At 62.6% G+C, this 19,204-nt stretch carries 22 protein-coding genes; 9 read left to right on the top strand and 13 right to left on the bottom strand.

The window, feature by feature from the left end:
- The 6 genes from ACOZK4_RS20460 to ACOZK4_RS20435 form a co-directional block, all read right to left on the bottom strand.
- Nucleotides 1–899 (bottom strand): methyltetrahydrofolate cobalamin methyltransferase (locus tag ACOZK4_RS20460; protein ID WP_421593493.1); only part of this gene is annotated, 899 nt, incomplete at its 3' end.
- 91 nt (nt 900–990) lie between these two features.
- A complete protein-coding gene (locus tag ACOZK4_RS20455) occupies nt 991–2,085 on the bottom strand; it encodes a methylenetetrahydrofolate reductase (protein ID WP_313529601.1) in 1,095 nt (364 codons plus the stop codon).
- 3 nt (nt 2,086–2,088) lie between these two features.
- Entirely contained in the window at nt 2,089–2,676 is a 588-nt protein-coding gene (locus tag ACOZK4_RS20450; RefSeq protein WP_313529603.1) for a methylenetetrahydrofolate reductase C-terminal domain-containing protein, read from the bottom strand.
- The gene (locus ACOZK4_RS20445; protein ID WP_298105833.1) at nt 2,669–2,971 is read right to left on the bottom strand and encodes a virulence factor; all 303 of its coding nucleotides are present in this window, start codon (nt 2,969–2,971) and stop codon (nt 2,669–2,671) included. The genes ACOZK4_RS20450 and ACOZK4_RS20445 overlap by 8 nt, the downstream gene beginning before the upstream one ends.
- A 207-nt stretch (nt 2,972–3,178) precedes the next feature.
- Nucleotides 3,179–3,925 carry a formyl transferase gene (locus tag ACOZK4_RS20440; protein WP_421593492.1) on the bottom strand — a complete coding sequence of 249 codons (747 nt, stop codon included), beginning with the start codon at nt 3,923–3,925 and terminating at the stop codon, nt 3,179–3,181.
- A 139-nt stretch (nt 3,926–4,064) separates the two neighbouring features.
- Nucleotides 4,065–4,706: a DUF1638 domain-containing protein gene (locus ACOZK4_RS20435; protein WP_421593491.1), complete on the bottom strand. Its 642-nt coding sequence runs from the start codon at nt 4,704–4,706 to the stop codon at nt 4,065–4,067.
- A gap of 17 nt (nt 4,707–4,723) precedes the next feature.
- Between ACOZK4_RS20435 and ACOZK4_RS20430 the strand changes: the two genes are divergently transcribed.
- On the top strand, nt 4,724–4,882 hold the full coding sequence (locus ACOZK4_RS20430; RefSeq protein ID WP_313529611.1) for an entericidin: 159 nt from the start codon (nt 4,724–4,726) through the stop codon (nt 4,880–4,882).
- A gap of 52 nt (nt 4,883–4,934) precedes the next feature.
- Here the strand turns inward: ACOZK4_RS20430 and ACOZK4_RS20425 are convergent, their stop codons facing one another.
- The gene (locus tag ACOZK4_RS20425; RefSeq protein ID WP_069058441.1) at nt 4,935–5,630 is read right to left on the bottom strand and encodes a corrinoid protein; all 696 of its coding nucleotides are present in this window, start codon (nt 5,628–5,630) and stop codon (nt 4,935–4,937) included.
- 403 nt (nt 5,631–6,033) lie between these two features.
- On the opposite strand from ACOZK4_RS20425, the gene ACOZK4_RS20420 reads away from it, so the two are divergent.
- From ACOZK4_RS20420 to ACOZK4_RS20400, 5 genes are all read left to right on the top strand, one after another.
- Nucleotides 6,034–7,617: a trimethylamine methyltransferase family protein gene (locus ACOZK4_RS20420; RefSeq protein ID WP_421593490.1), complete on the top strand. Its 1,584-nt coding sequence runs from the start codon at nt 6,034–6,036 to the stop codon at nt 7,615–7,617.
- A 107-nt stretch (nt 7,618–7,724) separates the two neighbouring features.
- Nucleotides 7,725–8,417: a ferredoxin gene (locus ACOZK4_RS20415; protein WP_421593489.1), complete on the top strand. Its 693-nt coding sequence runs from the start codon at nt 7,725–7,727 to the stop codon at nt 8,415–8,417.
- Between the two features lie 109 nt (nt 8,418–8,526).
- Nucleotides 8,527–9,219, top strand: coding sequence for a phosphodiester glycosidase family protein (locus ACOZK4_RS20410; protein WP_421593488.1), 693 nt, complete (start codon nt 8,527–8,529; stop codon nt 9,217–9,219).
- A gap of 78 nt (nt 9,220–9,297) precedes the next feature.
- Nucleotides 9,298–9,819 (top strand): RNA polymerase sigma factor, encoded by a 522-nt coding sequence (locus ACOZK4_RS20405; RefSeq protein WP_421593486.1) that lies wholly within the window; start codon nt 9,298–9,300, stop codon nt 9,817–9,819.
- A 14-nt stretch (nt 9,820–9,833) separates the two neighbouring features.
- Entirely contained in the window at nt 9,834–11,876 is a 2,043-nt protein-coding gene (locus ACOZK4_RS20400; protein WP_421593485.1) for a vWA domain-containing protein, read from the top strand.
- A 14-nt stretch (nt 11,877–11,890) separates the two neighbouring features.
- Here ACOZK4_RS20400 and ACOZK4_RS20395 read toward each other — a convergent pair whose 3' ends face one another.
- Nucleotides 11,891–12,172 (bottom strand): hypothetical protein, encoded by a 282-nt coding sequence (locus ACOZK4_RS20395; protein ID WP_421593483.1) that lies wholly within the window; start codon nt 12,170–12,172, stop codon nt 11,891–11,893.
- A gap of 97 nt (nt 12,173–12,269) precedes the next feature.
- On the opposite strand from ACOZK4_RS20395, the gene ACOZK4_RS20390 reads away from it, so the two are divergent.
- Nucleotides 12,270–13,154, top strand: a complete 885-nt coding sequence (locus ACOZK4_RS20390) for a LysR family transcriptional regulator (RefSeq protein ID WP_421593482.1) — start codon at nt 12,270–12,272, stop codon at nt 13,152–13,154.
- Here ACOZK4_RS20390 and ACOZK4_RS20385 read toward each other — a convergent pair.
- The gene (locus ACOZK4_RS20385; RefSeq protein WP_421593481.1) at nt 13,139–13,486 is read right to left on the bottom strand and encodes a hypothetical protein; all 348 of its coding nucleotides are present in this window, start codon (nt 13,484–13,486) and stop codon (nt 13,139–13,141) included. The two genes, ACOZK4_RS20390 and ACOZK4_RS20385, sit on opposite strands and share 16 nt — an antisense overlap.
- A 126-nt stretch (nt 13,487–13,612) precedes the next feature.
- Here ACOZK4_RS20385 and ACOZK4_RS20380 point away from each other — a divergent pair, with 126 nt between their 5' ends.
- Both ACOZK4_RS20380 and ACOZK4_RS20375 read left to right on the top strand, forming a co-directional pair.
- Complete coding sequence (locus tag ACOZK4_RS20380) at nt 13,613–14,260, top strand: helix-turn-helix transcriptional regulator (RefSeq protein ID WP_421593480.1); 648 nt, start codon at nt 13,613–13,615, stop codon at nt 14,258–14,260.
- Nucleotides 14,257–15,390 carry an aminotransferase class I/II-fold pyridoxal phosphate-dependent enzyme gene (locus ACOZK4_RS20375; protein WP_421593478.1) on the top strand — a complete coding sequence of 378 codons (1,134 nt, stop codon included), beginning with the start codon at nt 14,257–14,259 and terminating at the stop codon, nt 15,388–15,390. Before ACOZK4_RS20380 ends, ACOZK4_RS20375 begins: the two co-directional genes overlap by 4 nt.
- 47 nt (nt 15,391–15,437) lie before the next feature.
- Here the strand turns inward: ACOZK4_RS20375 and ACOZK4_RS20370 are convergent, their stop codons facing one another.
- The 4 genes from ACOZK4_RS20370 to ACOZK4_RS20355 form a co-directional block, all read right to left on the bottom strand.
- On the bottom strand, nt 15,438–15,761 hold the full coding sequence (locus ACOZK4_RS20370) for a DUF1330 domain-containing protein (RefSeq protein ID WP_421593477.1): 324 nt from the start codon (nt 15,759–15,761) through the stop codon (nt 15,438–15,440).
- 155 nt (nt 15,762–15,916) lie between these two features.
- The gene (bmt, locus tag ACOZK4_RS20365; RefSeq protein ID WP_421593476.1) at nt 15,917–16,933 is read right to left on the bottom strand and encodes a betaine--homocysteine S-methyltransferase; all 1,017 of its coding nucleotides are present in this window, start codon (nt 16,931–16,933) and stop codon (nt 15,917–15,919) included.
- A 122-nt stretch (nt 16,934–17,055) separates the two neighbouring features.
- Nucleotides 17,056–18,099 carry a quaternary amine ABC transporter ATP-binding protein gene (locus tag ACOZK4_RS20360; RefSeq protein ID WP_421593475.1) on the bottom strand — a complete coding sequence of 348 codons (1,044 nt, stop codon included), beginning with the start codon at nt 18,097–18,099 and terminating at the stop codon, nt 17,056–17,058.
- Nucleotides 18,092–19,003: an ABC transporter permease gene (locus tag ACOZK4_RS20355; RefSeq protein ID WP_421593474.1), complete on the bottom strand. Its 912-nt coding sequence runs from the start codon at nt 19,001–19,003 to the stop codon at nt 18,092–18,094. The genes ACOZK4_RS20360 and ACOZK4_RS20355 overlap by 8 nt, the downstream gene beginning before the upstream one ends.
- Nucleotides 19,004–19,204 lie beyond the last annotated feature (201 nt).

Genomic DNA, 19,204 nt, shown 5'->3' with positions numbered 1-19,204 from the left:
GGGGCCGCAGAAGCTGCCGCAACGGCGCCGCCTTCGGCGGGCTTGTGGTCACGGTAGGTCATAATCCAGTTGGTGCAGTTCTGGTCCGTGCCGTTCAGCACGTTGGCGGCGCGCACGGCTTCCATTTCCTGCGGGCGGCAGGGGTTCATGATGGCGGACGTCATGCCGGCGCCAATGACCATCGGAATGAAGCCGGCATTGATGCCGTGGCGGTGCGGCAGGCCGAACGAGATGTTGGAGAGGCCGCAGGTCGTGTTGACCTTCAGCTCGTTGCGCAGGCGATAGAGCAGCTGGAAGACCTGGCGGCCGGCATCACCCAGCGCGCCGATCGGCATGACGAGCGGATCGACGACGATGTCATGGGCGGGAATACCGTAGTCGGCGGCGCGCTCGACGATCTTCTTGGCGACGGCGAAGCGTACGTCCGGGTCCATCGAGATGCCCGTCTCGTCGTTGGAGATGGCGACGACGGGCACGTTGTACTTCTTGACGAGCGGCAGGATGGCTTCGAGCTTTTCTTCTTCGCCGGTGACTGAGTTGACCAGCGGGCGGCCCTTGGCGACCTTGAGGCCAGCCTCGATGGCAGCCGTGACGGAACTATCGATCGCAAGCGGGATATCGACGAGGCCCTGGACGATTTCCAGCGTCTGGACGAGCAGGCCCGGTTCGGTCTCGTTCGGGTTGACGGAGGTCACGCCCGCATTGATGTCGAGCATCGTCGCACCGGCGGCGACCTGTTCCAGCGCGTCCTTGATGACGGTGTCGAAATTGCCGGCCTGCATTTCCGCGGCCAGCTTCTTGCGGCCAGTCGGGTTGATGCGTTCGCCGATGACGCAGAAGGGCTGGTCGAAGCCGATGACGATTTCGCGGGTGGCCGAGGCGATGATGGTGCGGGTCATGTAAAGTCCTCTGGGGCGGGGCGCCGGATCAGGTCTAGCGCGCGATTTCCGGTGTTACAAGCTGCCTGCCGGCGTGTGGCCGGCACGCGGATCAATGGGGGTGGTGAGAAGCGATTTCCGCCATCTGCTGCTGGTTCTGTTCGACGCCTTCGCGGGTCCGCTCGATGCGCTCGGCAACCATCTGGTCGACCGGGTTCGGCTCGCGCTTCCAGGGCTGGCGACCCTTCAGCACGCCGGAATCATGCACCATCTCTGCGACATATTCTTCTTGGCGGTAGGCCATGACGTGAATGCCGGAAACGCCCTCGATCTCCTTCACCTCGTTGATGATGTCGATGCAGAGCTGCTTGCCTTCCTTCTTCTGGTCCTGCGCGCCTTCCAGGCGGGCAATGATGGAGTCGGGAATATGGATGCCCGGCACGTTGGAGCGGATCCATTTTGCCGTCTTGGCGGACGCCATCGGACCGACGCCGACGAGGATGTAGCATTTTTCGTGAAGCCCGAGGTCGCGCACCTTCTTCATATATTCGCGGAACATCGGCACGTCGAAGCAGTATTGGCTCTGGACGAACTGCGCGCCGGCCTCGATCTTCTTGGCGAGGCGATAGGGGCGGAAGTCATAGGGCGGCGCAAACGGGTTAATCGCAGCACCGAGGAAAACCTTCGGCGGCGTCGTCAACTTGCGGCCGGAGAGGAATTTCGAATTGTCGCGCATGATGCGCACGGTTTCGAGCAGCGACATGCAGTCGAGGTCGAAGACCGGCTTGGCGCCCGGCTGGTCGCCGGCCTGCACGCCGTCGCCGGTGAGGCACATGATGTTGCATACGCCCATTGCGGCCGCACCCAGCACATCGCCCTGGATGGCGATGCGGTTCTTGTCGCGGCAGGCGATCTGCATGATCGGCGCATAGCCCATGCGGGTCAGAAGCGCGCAGATGCCGACGGAGGACATATGGCAGTTGGCGCCGGAGGCGTCGACCGCGTTGATGCCGTCCACCCAGCCGTCGAAGATCGCGGCGCGTTCATAGACATCTTCCGGATTGGCGCTGTCGGGTGGGTTCAGCTCCGTCGTGACGGCGAATTCGCCACGGCGCAGCACGCGCTCCAGCCGGCCCATGGAGGAGTGGCCGGGCAGGGGATCGAGCGGCAGGTGCGGGCCGAGCGGGTTTTCATCGAGATGCGCCATGGATCAGGCGTCCTTTCCGGCATTGGCCGCCGCTTCCCTGGCGGCAGCGGCTTCGGCCGTCACGCGCAGCCAGGAGGAGGTTTCACGCAGCGACTGGTTCACCGGCTTCTGCACGTTCATGATCGCGTCACCCTTGGCCATGTTCTGGGAGCCCTTCCAGGCCTGGACCCAGACGCAGGGCATATCCGGTTCGACTTCGCAATTGCCGTTGGCACGCACGCCGCCGCAGGGGCCGTTGCGCAGCTGCTTGGGACAGTTCATCGGGCAGGACATGCCCGTGGATGACAGCGCGCACTGGCCGCACATGCGACAGTCGAAGAGAAAGCCCTTCACGTGCTTTTCGACGAAGGTGATGGGGCGCTCGACGCGCTGGTAACCGAAGAGCTTCCAGACGGGATGCAGGAGAAGAAAGACTTCGGCGAAGCGGTGGTAGAACCACTCGAAGAAACGGGAATTGCGCACGGCCCACAGGCGGATCGTGTATTTGTGGCGCGAACGGCGGCTGGGCGAGACGCCGGCCGGCGTGAAGGCGCCGGTGGCGGCCTTCTTGGCGGGCGCGGCATTGCCGGGCTTCTGGACGGCATCAGCCATTGTCGCGGCCTCCGGCCTTGACGAGGGCGACGAGGCGCTCACGGTCATAGGCGGCTTCGAGTTCGGCGGCGGCCTTGTCTGCCTCGGCTTCGAGATCGTCGGAAACCGGCGTGGGCTCGGCCTTGCGCCATTCGGCAAGGTAATCGTCCGTCTCGGCCGCCCCCGTGCGCATGGCGCACATGTCGATCGCCTCGGTGAAGCGCAGCGAGAGCTCCCGCTTGGCGTTCGTGCGGCCCTTCTTGATGATGACCTGGGCGGGGATGTCGCGCCAGTAGACGATAATGCGGTCTGCCATGTCAAAATTCTCCCAGAGCCTTTGCGCGTTTTTTCGAATCGCGAAGAGGCTCTTCCTCCTCTTTTCGCAATTCCGGACGGAAAACCGTCGCACACTTTTCCGGGAATTGCTCTAGCCCTGACAATGCTGTGTGGCCGCGTTGCGGGCTGCGCTCGCCACGACTGCCCCATGCTTAAAAACGACGCGGGATTTGACTGTCCAGAGGATTTACCAGATGCCGCGGGTCACGCCGTTCCAGAGCCACGTCCAGATCGGCGGATGATACCATTGTCGCGAGGGGGCGGCTATTTTCAAGGGCTTGAGGTTGCCGGTGACGGCATCTTCCATGGCTTTGACGATGATGCCGGTCGAAGCGGCCACCTGAAGCAGCGGATAGGTGTGCATGGTGTCGCGTTTGGAAGGTTTGAGACGCTGCTGATAGAGCGCATCGCCGGTGTCGACGCCGGCATCGACGAGGTGCACCGATCCGCCGAAATTCTCCTCGTCGCGATGAATGCGCGACCAGTAGCCGCCTTGCAGGCCGCGATATTGCGGGATGATGCCGGCGTGGAAATTGAGGACGGGGCAGGTGATGCGGGCGAGTGTCTCCGCCTTCACCATGCGGCAGCTGAACAGCAGCAGCGCTACCGGGCGGATCTCGTCGAGCGTCGAGAAAAGCTCTGGGCTGTTGGCGGAGGAAATGTTGATGCGCGGAATTGTCTGATCTATCTCCGCACTTACGCCGAATTCCTCACGGATCTCCTGAGCCCGCTTTCTGGTGAAGCGCTTGCCGTAGCGCGAGACGACCATGGTGCCGAGCTGGCCGATCGCCTGTACCCAGCCGAGCTTCCTCGCCCGCCGGGTGACGAACAGCTTCTTCGATTCGGGCTGCTCCACGATGACGGTGAGGTTCGGGAAGGTGGCGCGCACGGCGTTGACGATGATTTCCGGATTGTGGCCTGATTGAATCAGCATCGCCACTTTTTCCGTCCGCGTCTTCAAGTGAGTCATCTATGCAAGCCCCCGCCGATCTTTCGCGCGCATCATGGCGGCAAGGGCTTAGAAAGCCGTAACCGGGGCAGGGATTTTTCGCGCAAGGCTAAGGATTGGTAAGTCAGCGCGCCCGCAGCAGTTCGCCCGTCAGGTCGCCATAGCCGGTGAAGCGGTATTCATAGGCGAGGCCGAGATAATCGGCGGCGTCCTTCGCCTTCTGTTGCAGGCCTTCGTCCTCGATCTGCGAGAGATAGACGACCTTGGTGTAATTGCCAAAATACATCTCCTTCAGCTGCGGGTGCCGGTCGAGACCGAGCGGCTCGATGACGAAGGCGCGGAACTGGCGGGCGAGGAAATCGGTGAGGAAGAAGGAGGTGACGTCTTCGTCCTTTGCCGCAAACGCCTCGTTGCCTGCAAAGAAGGAATAACAGTGCGGCCCGGCAATGCGCTCGACGCCCTCGCGTTCGCAGACCTTGTCGAGCAGGCCGCCCGTGCCGCAATCGGCATAGCCGACGAAGATGCGCGAAAAGCCTTCGGCTCGTGCCTCAGCGATCGCCTGCTCGACGCCGGGCGCGATCTTTTCGGGATGGGCGTGCCAGATGGCGGGCAGACACTGGAGATCGATATGGGAAAGACCGTTGGTGTCGCGGATGGCCAGGACCTCGCGGGCGATGGCGCCGCAGGCGATCACGCGAACCTTTTCGGCTTTCGTGCGTTCAGGGCTTGGACTTCCAAGCCGAAGTTCTGCGTCAACCACATCCATGAAGAGGGACTCCGACCATGACTGGGACACACCTGACCAAGATCAGCATCGTTCTCGCAGCGCTTGTCGCGCTCAGCGCCTGCGGCAATACCATTCGTGGCGTGGGTCGCGATACGGCCAATGCCGTGGATGCGACGCAGGATGCCGGCCGCAGCGTCGAAAAGGCTGCAAACTAAAGGTCGTAAGCCGACGGCGCCGATTCAAAACCGGCGCCGTCGAATATCATGATCAGCCGGCAAGCATGTTGTGCTTGCGCTTCATGAATTCCTTGGCGGTTTCCACCGCCACGGCCGCGTCGCGGCAGTAGGCGTCGGCGCCGACGGCCTTGCCGAATTCCTCGTTGAGCGGCGCGCCGCCGACGAGAACGACGTAATCGTCGCGCAGGCCCTTTTCCTTCATCGTGTCGATGACGACCTTCATATAGGGCATGGTGGTCGTGAGCAGGGCGGACATGCCGAGGATATCGGGCTGTTCGCGCTCGATGGCTTCCAGGTAGTTTTCGACGGGGTTGTTGATGCCGAGGTCGATGACGTCGAAGCCGGCACCTTCCATCATCATGCCGACGAGGTTCTTGCCGATGTCGTGGATGTCGCCCTTGACAGTGCCGATGACCATCTTGCCCTGCTTCGGCGCGCCGGTGGCGGCGAGAAGCGGACGCAGGATGAACATGCCGGCCTTCATGGCGTTGGCCGAGAGCAGAACTTCCGGAACGAAGAGAATGCCGTCGCGGAAGTCGACGCCGACGATGCGCATGCCTTCGACGAGGGCCTGCGTCAGCACGTCATAGGGAGCCCAGCCGCGCTCGAGCAGGATATTGGTGCCCTCTTCGATCTCTTCCTTGAGGCCGTCGTAGAGGTCGTCGTGCATCTGCTGCACAAGCTCTTCGTCGGAGAGATCGGCGAGAATGATTTCGTCGTCAGACATATTGGTTCCTCGTCTCCAGTGGCGCTGCGGCGGCAGGCTCTCACCACAAGGAATAGCCTTCCTCTTGCGCGAACCTGATTTTGAAAGCGACGTCGCATATGGCGAAAAGCGACCCGCTTCCCGCTTCTTGCATGCATAGCCCGTAAAGCCGTGAATTGACAGTGCAAACAAGACAATGCCGTTATGATGTCCGTCGCAATCCCGCTATAGTCTCGGCCACGCCGGTATCCAGCGTGCGCCACCGCTTGGCGCATTGAGAACCGCCCCGTTTCGGCGGCTTGCTAGCATAGAACAAGAGGCGCGGTTCGGGCGCCGCAATAACAAGGCAAAGGGTGTCTTCGGGCACCGGAATAACAAGGCAAAGGGTGTCTTCGGGCACCGGAATAACAAGGAAAGACGGATCATGAGCGACGATATTCAGCAGGTGGCAGGCGAGGGCGCCGGTGAAGGCGGTGGTCGCCGTACACGTGAAGGGCGTGGCGCTGCTGCACGGCGCGCATCGCGCACCGGCGGCGGTCCGGGTCCGTCGCTGCCCTACATCACCCGCAAGATCAGGGAATACGAGGTCCTCGACGAAGAGGGCCTGCAGCTCATCGAAAACAATGCCGACCGCATTCTGGAAGAGATCGGCATCGAATTCCGTGAAGATCCCGAAGCGCTTCAGCTGTGGCGCGACGCCGGCGCCGATGTGCGCGGCGAACGCGTGCATTTCCCCAAAGGCCTCTGCCGCGAACTCCTGAAGACCGCGCCGTCGCAGTTCACCTGGCATGCGCGCAATCCCGAGCGCAGCGTCCAGATCGGCGGCAAGGCCACCGTCTTCGTGCCGGTCTACGGCCCGCCCTTCGTGCGCGACCTCGAAGGCAACCGCCGCTATGCGACGATCGAGGACTTCCGCAATTTCGTGAAGCTTGCCTATATGGCGCCGTCCATGCATTCGTCCGGCGGCACGGTCTGCGAGCCGGTCGACGTTCCGGTGAACAAGCGTCACCTGGACATGGTCTACACGCACCTGAAATATTCCGACAAGCCGTTCATGGGCTCCGTCACCGCGCCGGAGCGCGCGGAAGACTCCATCGCCATGGCCAAGCTCGTCTTCGGCGACGAGTTCGTCGAAAACAACACCGTCATGATGAACCTCATCAACGCCAACTCGCCGATGGTCTTCGACGAGACCATGGTGGGCGCGTTGAAGGTCTATGCCCGCCATAACCAGGCCTGCGTCGTCTCGCCGTTCATCCTGTCGGGCGCCATGAGCCCGGTCACGGTCGCCGGCACGCTGACGCAGATTCTTGCCGAAGTCCTCGCCGGTGCGTCCTTCACCCAGCTCATCCGCAAGGGGGCGCCGGTATTGTTCGGCACCTTCGCGGCCTCGATCTCCATGCAGTCGGGTGCGCCGACCTTCGGTTCGCCGGAGCCGTCGCTCGTCTCGTATGGCGCGGCCCAGCTTGCCCGCCGCCTTGGCATTCCGTTCCGGACCGGCGGTTCGCTCTGCGGTTCGAAAATCCCGGACGCACAGGCTGCCCATGAATCGGCCAACACGCTGAACATGACGCTTCTCGCCGGCACCAACTTCGTGCTGCACGCCGCCGGCTGGCTCGAAGGCGGCCTCGTCGCCTCCTACGAGAAGTTCATGATCGACCAGGACCAGCTCGGCATGCAGCAGAAGTTCGCCGAGGGCATCGACCTCTCGGAGAACGCGCAGGCGCTGGACGCCATCCGCGAAGTCGGTCCGGGCAGCCACTATCTCGGCTGCGCCCACACCCAGGCCAACTTCCAGACCGCCTTCTACCGCTCGCCGCTCGCCGACAACAACTCGTTCGAGCAGTGGGAAATCGAAGGCCAGAAGCGCATCGAAGACCGTGCCAACGCGCTCTGCCGCACCTGGCTTGAGAGCTACGAGGCGCCTTATCTCGATCCCGCCATCGACGACGCTCTGCTCGCCTATATCAAGGAGCGCAAGGACTCGATGCCGGACGCTTTCACCTGAAAGGGTCCCGATCGCGCCAGGGAGCAAGGCGGAGCAACGCGGGTGGCGGACATGATCCAGAAGGAAGTCTGGCGTCCGCACTATGAACTCAAAGGGGACGTGACCAAGTGAGGCCGCGTTCTCCCGATCTCGAAACGATCCGTGCGGCTCTCCAGCCGCACGGTCTTTTTTTGCGCGGGTTTTTGAATTTTGCGGAAGGCGAGGCGGCTCCGCAACTGACCGGCGGGGTTCCTGCCAAAAGCGTCGCCCTCATCGGCAATATCGGCAGTTCCATCTGGCCGGCCTTTTCCCACTGGCGGGAAACCGAGCCCGATCAGGGCGGCGGCGATCCGCTCGACACCTGGTCGAAAGCTGTCATCCACCCCATCGCTGCCTTGGCCGATGCGACGGCATGGTTTCCCTCCGATCCGCCCTGGCAGCCCTTCCAGCAATGGGCCATGCGCGCCGAGGGCCTGAAGGCCTCGCCGCTCGGCATCCTCATCCACCCGGCCTATGGTCTTTGGCACGGCTACCGGGGGGCTCTCGGTTTCGCGGAACCGACTATGGACGCTCCGCCGGTGCGCGCCGCGCATCCCTGCGACCACTGTCCGGACAAGCCTTGTCTCGCCATCTGTCCTGTCGGTGCGGTGCGCCCGGAAAAATTCGATGTGCTCACCTGCCGTTCGCATTTGCGCTTACCGGAGGGGCAGGGCGGCTGCATGCTTGGCGGTTGCCTCGCCCGCGCCACCTGTCCGGTCGGTGAGGCCTACCGCTACAACGACGCCCAGCTCCGTTTCCATATGGCCGCGCTGTCGCTTTGACGGCGGTTCGTCTTTAAATTCGCCGCATTGCCAGCCGAGCCATTGGGATATGCGAGCCTTTCTATTCTTCTCCTTCCTGTTTGCCACCCTTGCTTTGCGGAGCGTTGCCATGGCCGAGCCGCCCAAATGTGCCGAGATCGAGCATCTCTCCGGCCGCTACACCGTCTGCACCTTCGATCCCGCCACGGACACGATCCGGCTTTTTGGCGCGGGAACGCTGGAGACGCGGGGTGCGACCTATGATCAGCTCAACACCCATCTCCTGCGCAATGGCCAGCACACGAGTTTCGCCATGAACGGCGGCATGTATCATCCGGGTTATGGACCGGTCGGGCTGTTGGTCGAGCAGGGCCGGGAGACGGGTGAGCTCAACCATGCCGATGCCTTCGGCAATTTCTTCATGAAGCCGAACGGTGTATTCTGGGTGGGCGATGGCAAGGCCGGCGTGATGGAGACCGAAGCCTTCGCGAAAGCCGACCTTTCGCCGCGTGAGGCGACGCAATCCGGGCCGATGCTGGTTGTCGACGGAAATATCCATCCGCGTTTCCTGCCCGATGCGACGAGCCTGCAGATCCGCAACGGCGTCGGCATCCTGCCGGACGGGCGCGTCGCGTTCGCCATCTCCAACGATCCGGTGCGCTTCCACGATTTCGCGACGCTCTTCCGCGACCGGCTTCAGAGCAAGAATGCGCTGTTCCTCGATGGCAGCATTTCCAGCCTCTATGCCCCGGAAATCCGGTGGCGTGACCGGGATGCGGTGATGGGCACGATCATCGCCGTGGTGAAAAATCTGCCCTGGTGAGATTTTTTTCGTGAGTCACCCAAGGATCGTCATCAGACACACGTCTGAGAGGATAGTGCACGCAATCGGGATGGACCCGTGGAAACAGAACTCGTCGAAAAGGCGGCTTTGGGAGACGGGCAGGCCTTCGCCGCCCTGATCGAAAGCCGCTATGATTTCATTCATGCCGTCGCCTGGCGATGGTGCGGCGACCGGCAGGATGCCGAGGATGTGGCGCAGGAGGTCTGCGTCCGCCTCGCCAATGCCATCCGCGGCTTCAAGGGCACGAGCCGCTTCGGCACCTGGCTCTATACAGTGACGTTGAATGCCGCGCGCGACCAGATGCGCAAGCGCCGCCGCGCCGAATGGCGCGATGCGGCCTATCTGCGCGAACAGGCGGTGCTGGACGGTGGTCCGACGGACGAGGGCAGCGAGGAGCTTTGGCAGGCTGTGCGGCAACTGCCGGACAAGCAGCGCGATGCCGTGTTGCTGATCTATGGCGAGGGCCTGAGCCACGCTGCGGCGGCCGATGTGCTCGGCTGCGCCGAAACGACGATTTCCTGGCATGTGCACGAAGCCCGCAAGCGCCTGAAGGTGCTTTTGCGCGATGCCGCCGCGTGACGGAAGGATAGGATATGACCGATCTCGACCTCGAAAAACTCGCCCGCCGCACGCCACCGGCCGCCGATGCTTCGGCCCGTGCCGCAGCGCTTGCCGTTGCCATGCAGGCTTTCGACGATGCGGAAAAAAATGCAGGTGCCGCCCAAGGATCGACTGCGGGTGAGCGTCCAAGCTCCATCTTCAACCGGATATGGAGCCCTATCATGAACCGCAAATTTCTGGCCGGCTCGGCGCTTGCCACCTTGCTCGTCGTGCCCGTCGCAGGCCTCGTCACCTATGAAATGGTGCGCAACGGCACGGTGCCGCTGACCACGCAGACGGAGATCGCCGTAAAGCCTGTTGATACCGACCTGCGTGCCCGCAAGCCGGAAGCGAAGAAGGCAAAGGCCGAGGTACCGGCCACTGTCGAAACGGAGATCGACGGCAAGATCGCCGCCGATACCGCAAAGGAGACGACGACGCTTGCTGCCGAACCCGCCCCCCTTGCCGAAAGCCGTGACGAGGAAATGGCAGAGGCGATGCCGGAATCGCTTGCCGTCGGCGGGGCCGCCAATATGCAGGCGCTCAGCCGCACGGTGACGCAGCCCTCGGCCGTCGCGGATTCCATCGCCATGCCCATGCCGGAGGAAAACCGCGAGCGCTTCGCCTCCGCCGATCCGAACCCGGTCAAGAGCGTCGCCACCGATCCGGTCTCGACCTTCTCGGCGGATGTCGATACGGCCTCCTATTCCTATATGCGCGGCGCGCTGCTCGGCGGCAGCCTGCCGGAGCCGGATTCGGTGCGCGTCGAGGAACTGGTCAACTATTTCCCCTATGACTGGAAGGGGCCGGAGACGGCGGAAAGGCCGTTCAACGCCACCGTCACCGTCATGCCGACGCCGTGGAACAAGGACACCGAACTCCTGCATATCGGCATCAAGGGTTTCGAGACCGTGGCGACGCAGCAGCCGTCGGCCAACCTCGTCTTCCTGATCGATGTCTCCGGCTCGATGGACGAGGACGACAAGCTGCCGCTGCTCAAGAGCGCCTTCCGCCTGCTGGTCGGCAAGCTGAAGGAGACGGATACGGTCTCGATCGTCACCTATGCCGGCGATGCCGGCGTGGTGCTGGAGCCGACGGCGGCAAGGGAACGCCAGAAAATCCTCGACGCTATCGACAATCTCCAGCCCGGCGGTTCGACGGCGGGTGCTCAGGGTATCGAGGCGGCTTACAAGCTGGCGGAAAAGGCCTTCAAGAAGGACGGCGTCAACCGCGTCATGCTGGCGACGGACGGCGATTTCAACGTTGGCCCGGCAAGCGACGAGGATCTGAAGCGCATCATCGAGGAGCGCCGCAAGAGCGGCATTTTCCTCTCCGTGCTCGGCTTCGGCCGCGGCAACTACAATGACGGCATGATGCAGACGCTGGCGCAGAACGGCAACGGCACCGCCGCCTATATCGATACGCTGGCCGAGGCGCAGAAGACGCTGGTGGAAGAGGCGGGGTCGTCGCTCTTCCCCATCGCCAAGGACGTGAAATTCCAGATCGAGTTCAATCCGGAACGCGTCGCCGAATATCGCCTGATCGGCTACGAGACCCGCATTCTCAACCGCGAGGATTTCAACAACGACAAGGTCGATGCCGGCGATATAGGCTCTGGCCACCGGGTAACCGCGATCTACGAGGTGACGCCGAAGGGCAGCCCCGCCGTGCTGAACGATCCCTTGCGCTACGGCAAGGCGGATGCTGCTACGACCTCCGCTTCCGGCAGTGGCGAACTCGCCTTCCTGAAGATGCGCTGGAAGAAGCCGGATGGCGACAAGAGCGAACTCGTGACGATGCCGGTGACGGATGCCAATGCGGTTGCCGACGTGAACGCGGCCTCGACGGACATCCGCTTCTCCGTCGCGGTCGCAGCCTTCGGGCAGAAGCTGAAGGGCGTTTCAGCCCTGCAGGACTATGCCTACGGCTCGATCCTCGGCCTTGCCGAAGCCGCAAGGGGCAACGATCCGTTCGGCTACCGCGCGGAATTCGTCAAGCTGGTGCAACTGGCGCAGGGCCTTTCCGGCGGAAAGTGAGGGAAGAACGCTCCCTACGCGGCCGGCCTGTTGCTTGAGGAAACCGCCGCGCCATCCCCTTCGCTCCGCTTGCGGGGAGAAGGGGCCGGCAGGCGGATGAGGGGCGCTGTCCAGCGCCTCTCTTTCGTTTGCGGCAAGGGTTCGCAGCCCGGCCTGTTGCCCTCGACAAGATCGAGGCCCACATCGCGCAACAACCGTCTGTCGCCGCGCGCGATGAGCATGCGCAGCGCCTCCCGCTCCGTCCGTTTCTGGCGATAACGCTCCCAGATACCGTGCAATGTCTTGAGAATATTCATGCCATGCGCCTTTCCTTCTGCGCAGAGCCAAGCAAAGCCATAGACATTTCACAAACGAATAGCGATTATGGCTGACATCAGAAAAAGCGATGACAGCATGTATCCACCTCTCGAAAGCGATCTGCTCAGGATTTTCGTTGCCGTCGCGCAGGCGGGCAATGTCACCCATGCGGCGGACAAGCTTGCGCGCACGCAGTCTGCGATCAGCATGCAGGTGCGCAAGCTGGAAGAATCCGTCGGGGCGAAACTCTTCGAGCGGGGGCCGCGCGGTGTCGCCCTGACGATGGAGGGGCAGCGGCTGTTGCCCTTTGCTAGGCGCATTGTCGGACTGGTCGATGAGACGACGGCGGCGATGCGCACCCTGCCGCTGGACGGGCCGGTGCGCGTCGGCATCCCGGAGGAATACAATCAGACGGTTCTGCCCAATGCGCTGGCCGGTTTTGCGGAAGCCCATCCCGGCACGGAGGTGACGGTGTTTTGCGGCTATACCGCCCAGCAGATGGAGGCGCTGGAGGCGGACGAGCTCGATCTGGCTGTCATCTTCGAATGGGACGGCGGTATTTCCGGTGAGCTTCTGGCGATCGATCCGACGGTCTGGGTGGCGTCCGTCGCCCATAACCTGCATCTGGAACGGCCGGTGCCGGTCGCCTTCTACCGGCGCTCGGTCTGGTGCCGGGAGTTTGCGCAACGCTCTCTGGAGCGCCATGCGATCCCCTACCGCGTTGCCTATACCAGCGACACGAGCAGCGGCCTGCGTTCCGCCATTGAAAGCGGGCTTGCCATCGCCCCGCTCGCCCGCAGCAACATTCCGCCGGGTGCGCGGGAACTGACATCGGCAGACGGGTTTCCGGCGGTCGATTCGTCACGTGTCGTGCTGAAGCGCAATCCACGCAGGGGCGGGCCAGCCATCGACGGCATGGCCAACCTGATCCGCAAATCCTTCGCGCCGCTGGCAGCCAGCGCCGATCAGGCTTTCGGATAGGCCTTTTCTAGGCCGCCGGAACGGGTGAGGCCGGCGCGGAACGCGGCATAGGCGGCGTGCTGGCTGGAGCGGGCGGTTTCCATCAGGCGAATCTGTAGCCGCACAGGCGCGGTCTCACCCAGCCATTCCCCGAGCTTTTCCAGCTTCAGCGAGTTGAGGAAGGAAGCCGCTGCCGCGCGGTTCAGGCAGACATCGAGGCCTTCCAGCAGATTTTCGTCCTGCTGGGCGTTTTCCAGTAGAAGGCGCAGATAGGCTTTCTCGCCATCGTCAAGGACAGCAAGCTTGTCGGCCACGGTGTCCCGGTCCGGAAAAGCTGCAAGGTCAGCGCTCATGATCATTCCCTCAGAATCGTCTTCCCCTTGGATAGGACGCTGCAAAAGGCCTCGCAAGCGGCTCAAATAAATTTGGACGTAAAATCCAATATTGACAAAATATCCATTTTTCGATTGTGTGCCGCCATGTTCGATTCAGCAAATGCCGATCTGTTGCTCCGCCAGTATGCCGCGACGGCCGCGGCCATCTCAACGCTTCTCTACCCCCATGCGGAAGTCGTGCTGCACGATCTCGAAACGGGCCTGATCGCCGGTATCTGGAACGCCTTTTCCGGCCGCAAGCCGGGCATGGAATCGCTGGTCGGCGAGACGCTTTCGGATGTGGGCGAGGGCGGTGTCTATGGTCCCTATGAAAAGATCGGCGAGGATGGCCGACGCCTGAAATCCGTGACGTCGGTGCTGAAGGACGAGTTTGGCCAGGCGCTGGGCCTGCTCTGCATCAATATGGATGTCTCGCATTTCGAGGCGGCGGCGAAGCTGCTCGCCGCCTTCACCGGTGCCGCCGCGCCGCGCCCGCCGTCGCTGTTTGCCGGCGACTGGCGCGAGGAAATCAACACGGCGCTGCACGATTGGCTCCGCAGCCACGGCCTTGCGCTGTCCGCCCTCAAGAAGGGCGACCGCGTGGCGCTGGTCGCAAGCCTCGATGCGCGCGGCCTCTTCCAGACCCGCAACGCCGTCGATCACCTCGCCGGCCTCATCGGCACGTCGCGCGCCTCGATCTACAACTATCTCGCCGATGCCCGGCGCCAGAGCCACAAGGATATGACGTCATGACCACCCTGCCGGATTTCCGCCTCGAAACCCATTTTTCGCGCTGGGAGTTCAAGGCACGCCATCACATGACGGCGAGCGATGCCGAGACCATGACGATGTCGGACCTCTTGGCGCTTGCCGGCCCCAGGGATCGCGAGGCCTGGGAGCGCGTGTCGCTCGGCTATACCGAGACCTGGGGCGCGCCGGCCCTTCGAGAGACAATCGCCTCGACCTATGAAACGCTCTCGGGCGCGGACATCCTCACCTTCGCGGGCGCGGAGGAGGGGCTTTACTGCGCCATGCTCGCTCTGCTCGGACCTGGCGACCACGCCATCGTCACGGTGCCGAACTATCAGTCGATGGAAACCATGCCGGTCACCATTGCCGGCAAGGTCACCGGTATCGCGCTGCGGCCGGAAAACCGCTGGCAACTCGATCTCGATGATGTGCGCGCCGCACTCCGCCCGGAAACAAAGCTCATCGCCGTCAATTTCCCGAACAATCCCACCGGCGTGATCGCCGACCAGGTGATTTTCCGGGATCTCGTCGCGCTTTGCGCCGAGCGCGGCATCCATCTCTTCTCCGACGAGGTCTATCGCGGGCTGGAAATCGAGGATGCCAAGCGCCTGCCGCAGGCGGCCGATCTCTTCGACAAGGGCATTTCGCTCAATGTCATGTCCAAGGCCTATGGCCTGCCGGGTCTGCGCATCGGCTGGATCGCCTGCAGGGACCATGCGCTTCTCGAGCGCATGGAGAAGATGAAGCACTATCTCTCGATCTGCAATGCACGCCCCTCCGAGGTGCTGGCAGGTATCGCCATCAAGGCGCGCGAGACGATTTTCGCCCGCAATCGCGCGCTCTGTGCGGAGAATATCGCCAAGATCGGCGCCTTCTTTGCCGACTACCCCGATCTCTATGAATGGGTCGCACCCGATGGTGGCTGCGTCGCCTTCACGCGCTATCTCGGCAAGGACGGCGTGGAAGAGCATTGCCGCCGGCTGGTCGAGGAGAAGGGGGTTTTGCTGCTTCCCTCCAGCCTCTTCGTCTCCGATCTCCTGCCTGTGCCGAAGGATCGTTTCCGTGTTGGTGTCGGGCGCAAGAACATTGAGGCGGGTCTTGCCGCGTGGCGGGAGTTCCTGTCGGAAGCCTGATTAAAAAGGCCTCGCGGGTCTGCCTGCGAGGCTATCTTCCCTGACGGCTAGTCCAGAATATCGGTCGCCTTGTGTCCACTTTCGACGCCGTCAATCAGCAGCACATCTCCATCGGAATTTCGGGTGCGCAGCGGCAGAATGTCCTGATAGGCGGGTGACGCGTACCAGTCTTCCGCCGCCTTGCGGTCCGGAAAGGACAGCATGATGATGTCGCCGGCAAAGGCGCCTTCCAGCACATGTTTGTTGCCGTCGCCGTGCAGCACGAAGGCTCCACCGTAGGGCGCCATGGTGACATCGATGCCTTCCAGATAGGCGATGATCTCGGGGCCGAAGGCGACGTTGCGAAGGTGGGCGATTGCGTAGGTGGTCATCGGGCTCTCCTGTGAAGCTGTTTCGATCAGAGAACCCTAGGCGGTGCCGTGCGGCGGATCGATTACTTTGCAGGTAATGACGATAGCTACGCGCATGAAAAAGCCGCCCGCGGCGAAGGCCGGGGCGGCTGATCTTTGACCGGAAGGGAGCGGTCTTAGCTGCGGCGGCGGCTGCCGCGCTCGCGTGTCGGCTGGGCGGCGCTTTCGTCGGCAGTCTTGTTGCGCAGCGGGCCGATCTTTTCGACGATGGCTTGGAGGGTGGGGCGCTCACGCGTCTCGTGGGCATCGAGCGCCACGCGCATGGCGGCGAGGTGTTCGCAGGAGGTGCCGCAGCAGCCGCCGATGATGCGCGCGCCGGCGTCGCGGGCGAGGCGGGCATATTCGGCCATCAGCGGCGGTGTGCCGGAATAGTAGATTTCCGAGCCGCGGAATTCCGGGATGCCGCAATTGCCCTTGACGACGACGGTCGCGGACGGATCGGCCCCGGTCATGTCGAGTAGCGAGGAGAGAATATCGGACGCGCCGACGCCGCAGTTCGCGCCAACGGCGAGCGGACCCGCACCGATATCGCCGGCAACGCCGTGGATATCGCGGGGATGCAGGCCCATCATCGTCTTGCCGGCCGTGTCGAAGGAGCCGGTGTAGACGAAGGGCATGCCGACCTTGGTGGCTCCCTCCGCGGCGGCGCGGATTTCCTCGGGCGAAGACATGGTCTCGATCCAGGCGACATCGGCGCCACCGGCCTTGAGACCCTCGATCTGCTCGATGAAGGCGGAAACGGCGTCGTCATAGGTCAGCGCGCCGAGCGGCACGAGCAACTCGCCCGTCGGGCCGACGGAGCCGGCGACGATCACCGTACGGTCCGCCTTGTCGGCAACGGCGCGGGCGATCTCAGCAGCCTTCTTGTTGAGGTCGAAGACGCGGTCCTGCGCATGGTGCAGCTTCAGGCGATGGCGCGTGCCGCCGAAGGTGTTGGTGAGGATGATATCGGCGCCGGCATCGACGAAGTCCTGGTGCAGCTTCGTGATGTTTTCCGGCTTCGCCTCGTTCCACAGTTCCGGCGCTTCACCGGCTTCCAGGCCCATGGCGAAGAGCGAGGTGCCGGTCGCACCGTCGGCGAGCAGGAAGGGCTTTTCGGCAAGCAGGGCGGCAAGCGGGTTCTTGGCGGTCATGGGGCGATCCTTCTGTTTGTCGCATCATATAAAGATTTCTTTATGTGATTGCAACGATGCATTGCCGGCAAAAGAAAGGGGCGCCCGAAGGACGCCCCAAAAGATGCGGGTGAAGGATTGGCTCAGGCCGCTTTCGCCTCGTGGCTCGTCGGTGTCACCATGCTGGAGATAATCGCGCTGAGGCTGATCGCACCGACCGGACGGTTGTTCTCGTCCACCACATGGGCGAGCGTCTGGTTGGCTGATGTCATGGCGCGGGCGGCCACTTCCAGCACCGTGCCCTTGGCGATCGGCATGCCCTCGGGATTACCCGACAGCGGTGCCATGATCGTCTCGACATTCACCACGCGGCCGCGGTTTACTTCCTTGACGAAGGCCGTGATGTACTCGTCCGCCGGGTTGAGCACGATTTCCTGGCCGGTGCCCTGCTGCACGACCATACCATCGCGCAGGATGGCGATCTTGTCGCCGAGGCGCAACGCCTCGTCGAGATCGTGCGTGATGAAGACGACGGTCTTCTTCAGTTCCTTCTGGAGATCGAGAAGCACGGTCTGCATATCGACGCGGATGAGCGGGTCGAGCGCCGAATAGGCTTCGTCCATCAGGAGAATGTCGGCATCGTTGGTGAGCGCACGGGCAAGGCCCACGCGCTGCTGCATACCGCCCGACAGCTGGTTCGGATAGTGGTTTTCAAAGCCGGAGAGGCCGACGCGGGCGATCCACTGCGTTGCGCGCTTCTCGCGTTCCGCCTGACCCACACCCTGGATTTCCAGACCGTAGACGGTGTTTTCGAGAACGGTGCGATGCGGCAGCAGCGCGAACTTCTGGAACACCATCGCCGTCTTGTGGCGGCGGAATTCGCGAAGGTCGTTCTCGTTCATCTTGCAGACGTCGACGCCATCATAGAGCACTTCGCCGGCCGTCGGGTCGATCAGCCGGTTGATGTGGCGGATCAGCGTCGACTTGCCCGAGCCCGAAAGCCCCATCACCACCATAATGCCGCCGGCGGGCATGGAGATGTTGATATCGCGCAGGCCGAGCACATGGCCGTATTTCTGGTTCAGTTCGGCTTTGCCGAGACCGTTTTTCACGGCATCGACATAGTCGCCACCACGGGGTCCGAAGATCTTGTAGAGATTGCGGACCTCGATTGCATGACTAACCATGAATTACCTCCGAATGCTTCTGCAGCCGCTTGCCATAGGCCTGGCTTGTGCGGTCGAAAATGATGGCGATGGCCACGAGCGCGAACCCGTTGAGGAACCCGACCGTGAAGAACTGGTTGTTGATGGCCTGAAGCACGTTCTTGCCGAGACCTCCGACACCGACCATCGAGGCGACGACGACCATGGCGAGCGACATCATGATGGTCTGGTTGATGCCGGCCATGATGGTGGGCAGTGCGAGCGGCATCTGCACGTTCTTCAGCTTCTGCCAGCCGGAGGAACCAAAGGCGTCAGCCGCCTCCAGAACTTCCTTGTCGACGAGCCGGATGCCGAGATTGGTGAGCCGGATCATCGGCGGCACGGCATAGATGACGACGGCGATGAGGCCCGGCACCTTGCCGATGCCGAAGATCATAACGACGGGGATGAGATAGACGAAGCTCGGCATCGTCTGCATCACGTCGAGGACCGGGTTGATGAAGCCCTGCACCCTGTCGGACCGGGCCATGAGAATGCCGATCGGAATGCCGACCAGGATCGCGATGAAGGTACAGACCGTTACCATCGCAAGGGTCACCATCGTGTCGTTCCAAAGACCGAGCAACCCGATGGCGAGCATCGAGAGGGCAGTGCCGATGGTGATCCTGATGTTGCGACTGCCGAAATAGACGATGCCCAGCATGATCAAAAGGATGATCGGCCAGGGCGAGTTGACGAACAGCCGCTCGAGATAGTTCAGAAACCATTGCAGTGGCTGCACCATCGCGTCGATGGCGTTCACATAGCTTCGAACGAGCGACTTGAAGCCGTCGTCGACACTTTTTCGGACTGCACGGATGCTGACGTCACTGAAGGCCGGAAATTTACAAAGAAAGTCTGGCAACGATTCGCATAGACCTGCCATTCCTGTTCCCTCTCTACCGGAATTTATTGTCTCGCAACGCAATGTATTTTTGTTGCATTTGCGAACGAGACGGTGCGCACAGGGATATTCTTGTTCTGGTTCCCGGCTTGCAGTTCGTCATGACACGAACCACTGCATGATACTGTGCTGTTTGCGACCTCTGCCGTTTCTTGATGCGCGACGGATGCCGCTTATTAAGGT

Source organism: Shinella sp. M27 (assembly GCF_049199905.1).
Classification (GTDB): Bacteria; Pseudomonadota; Alphaproteobacteria; order Rhizobiales; family Rhizobiaceae; genus Shinella.
Note: the sequence above shows the minus strand (reverse complement) of the source record. Positions and strands in the feature narration are given on the sequence as shown.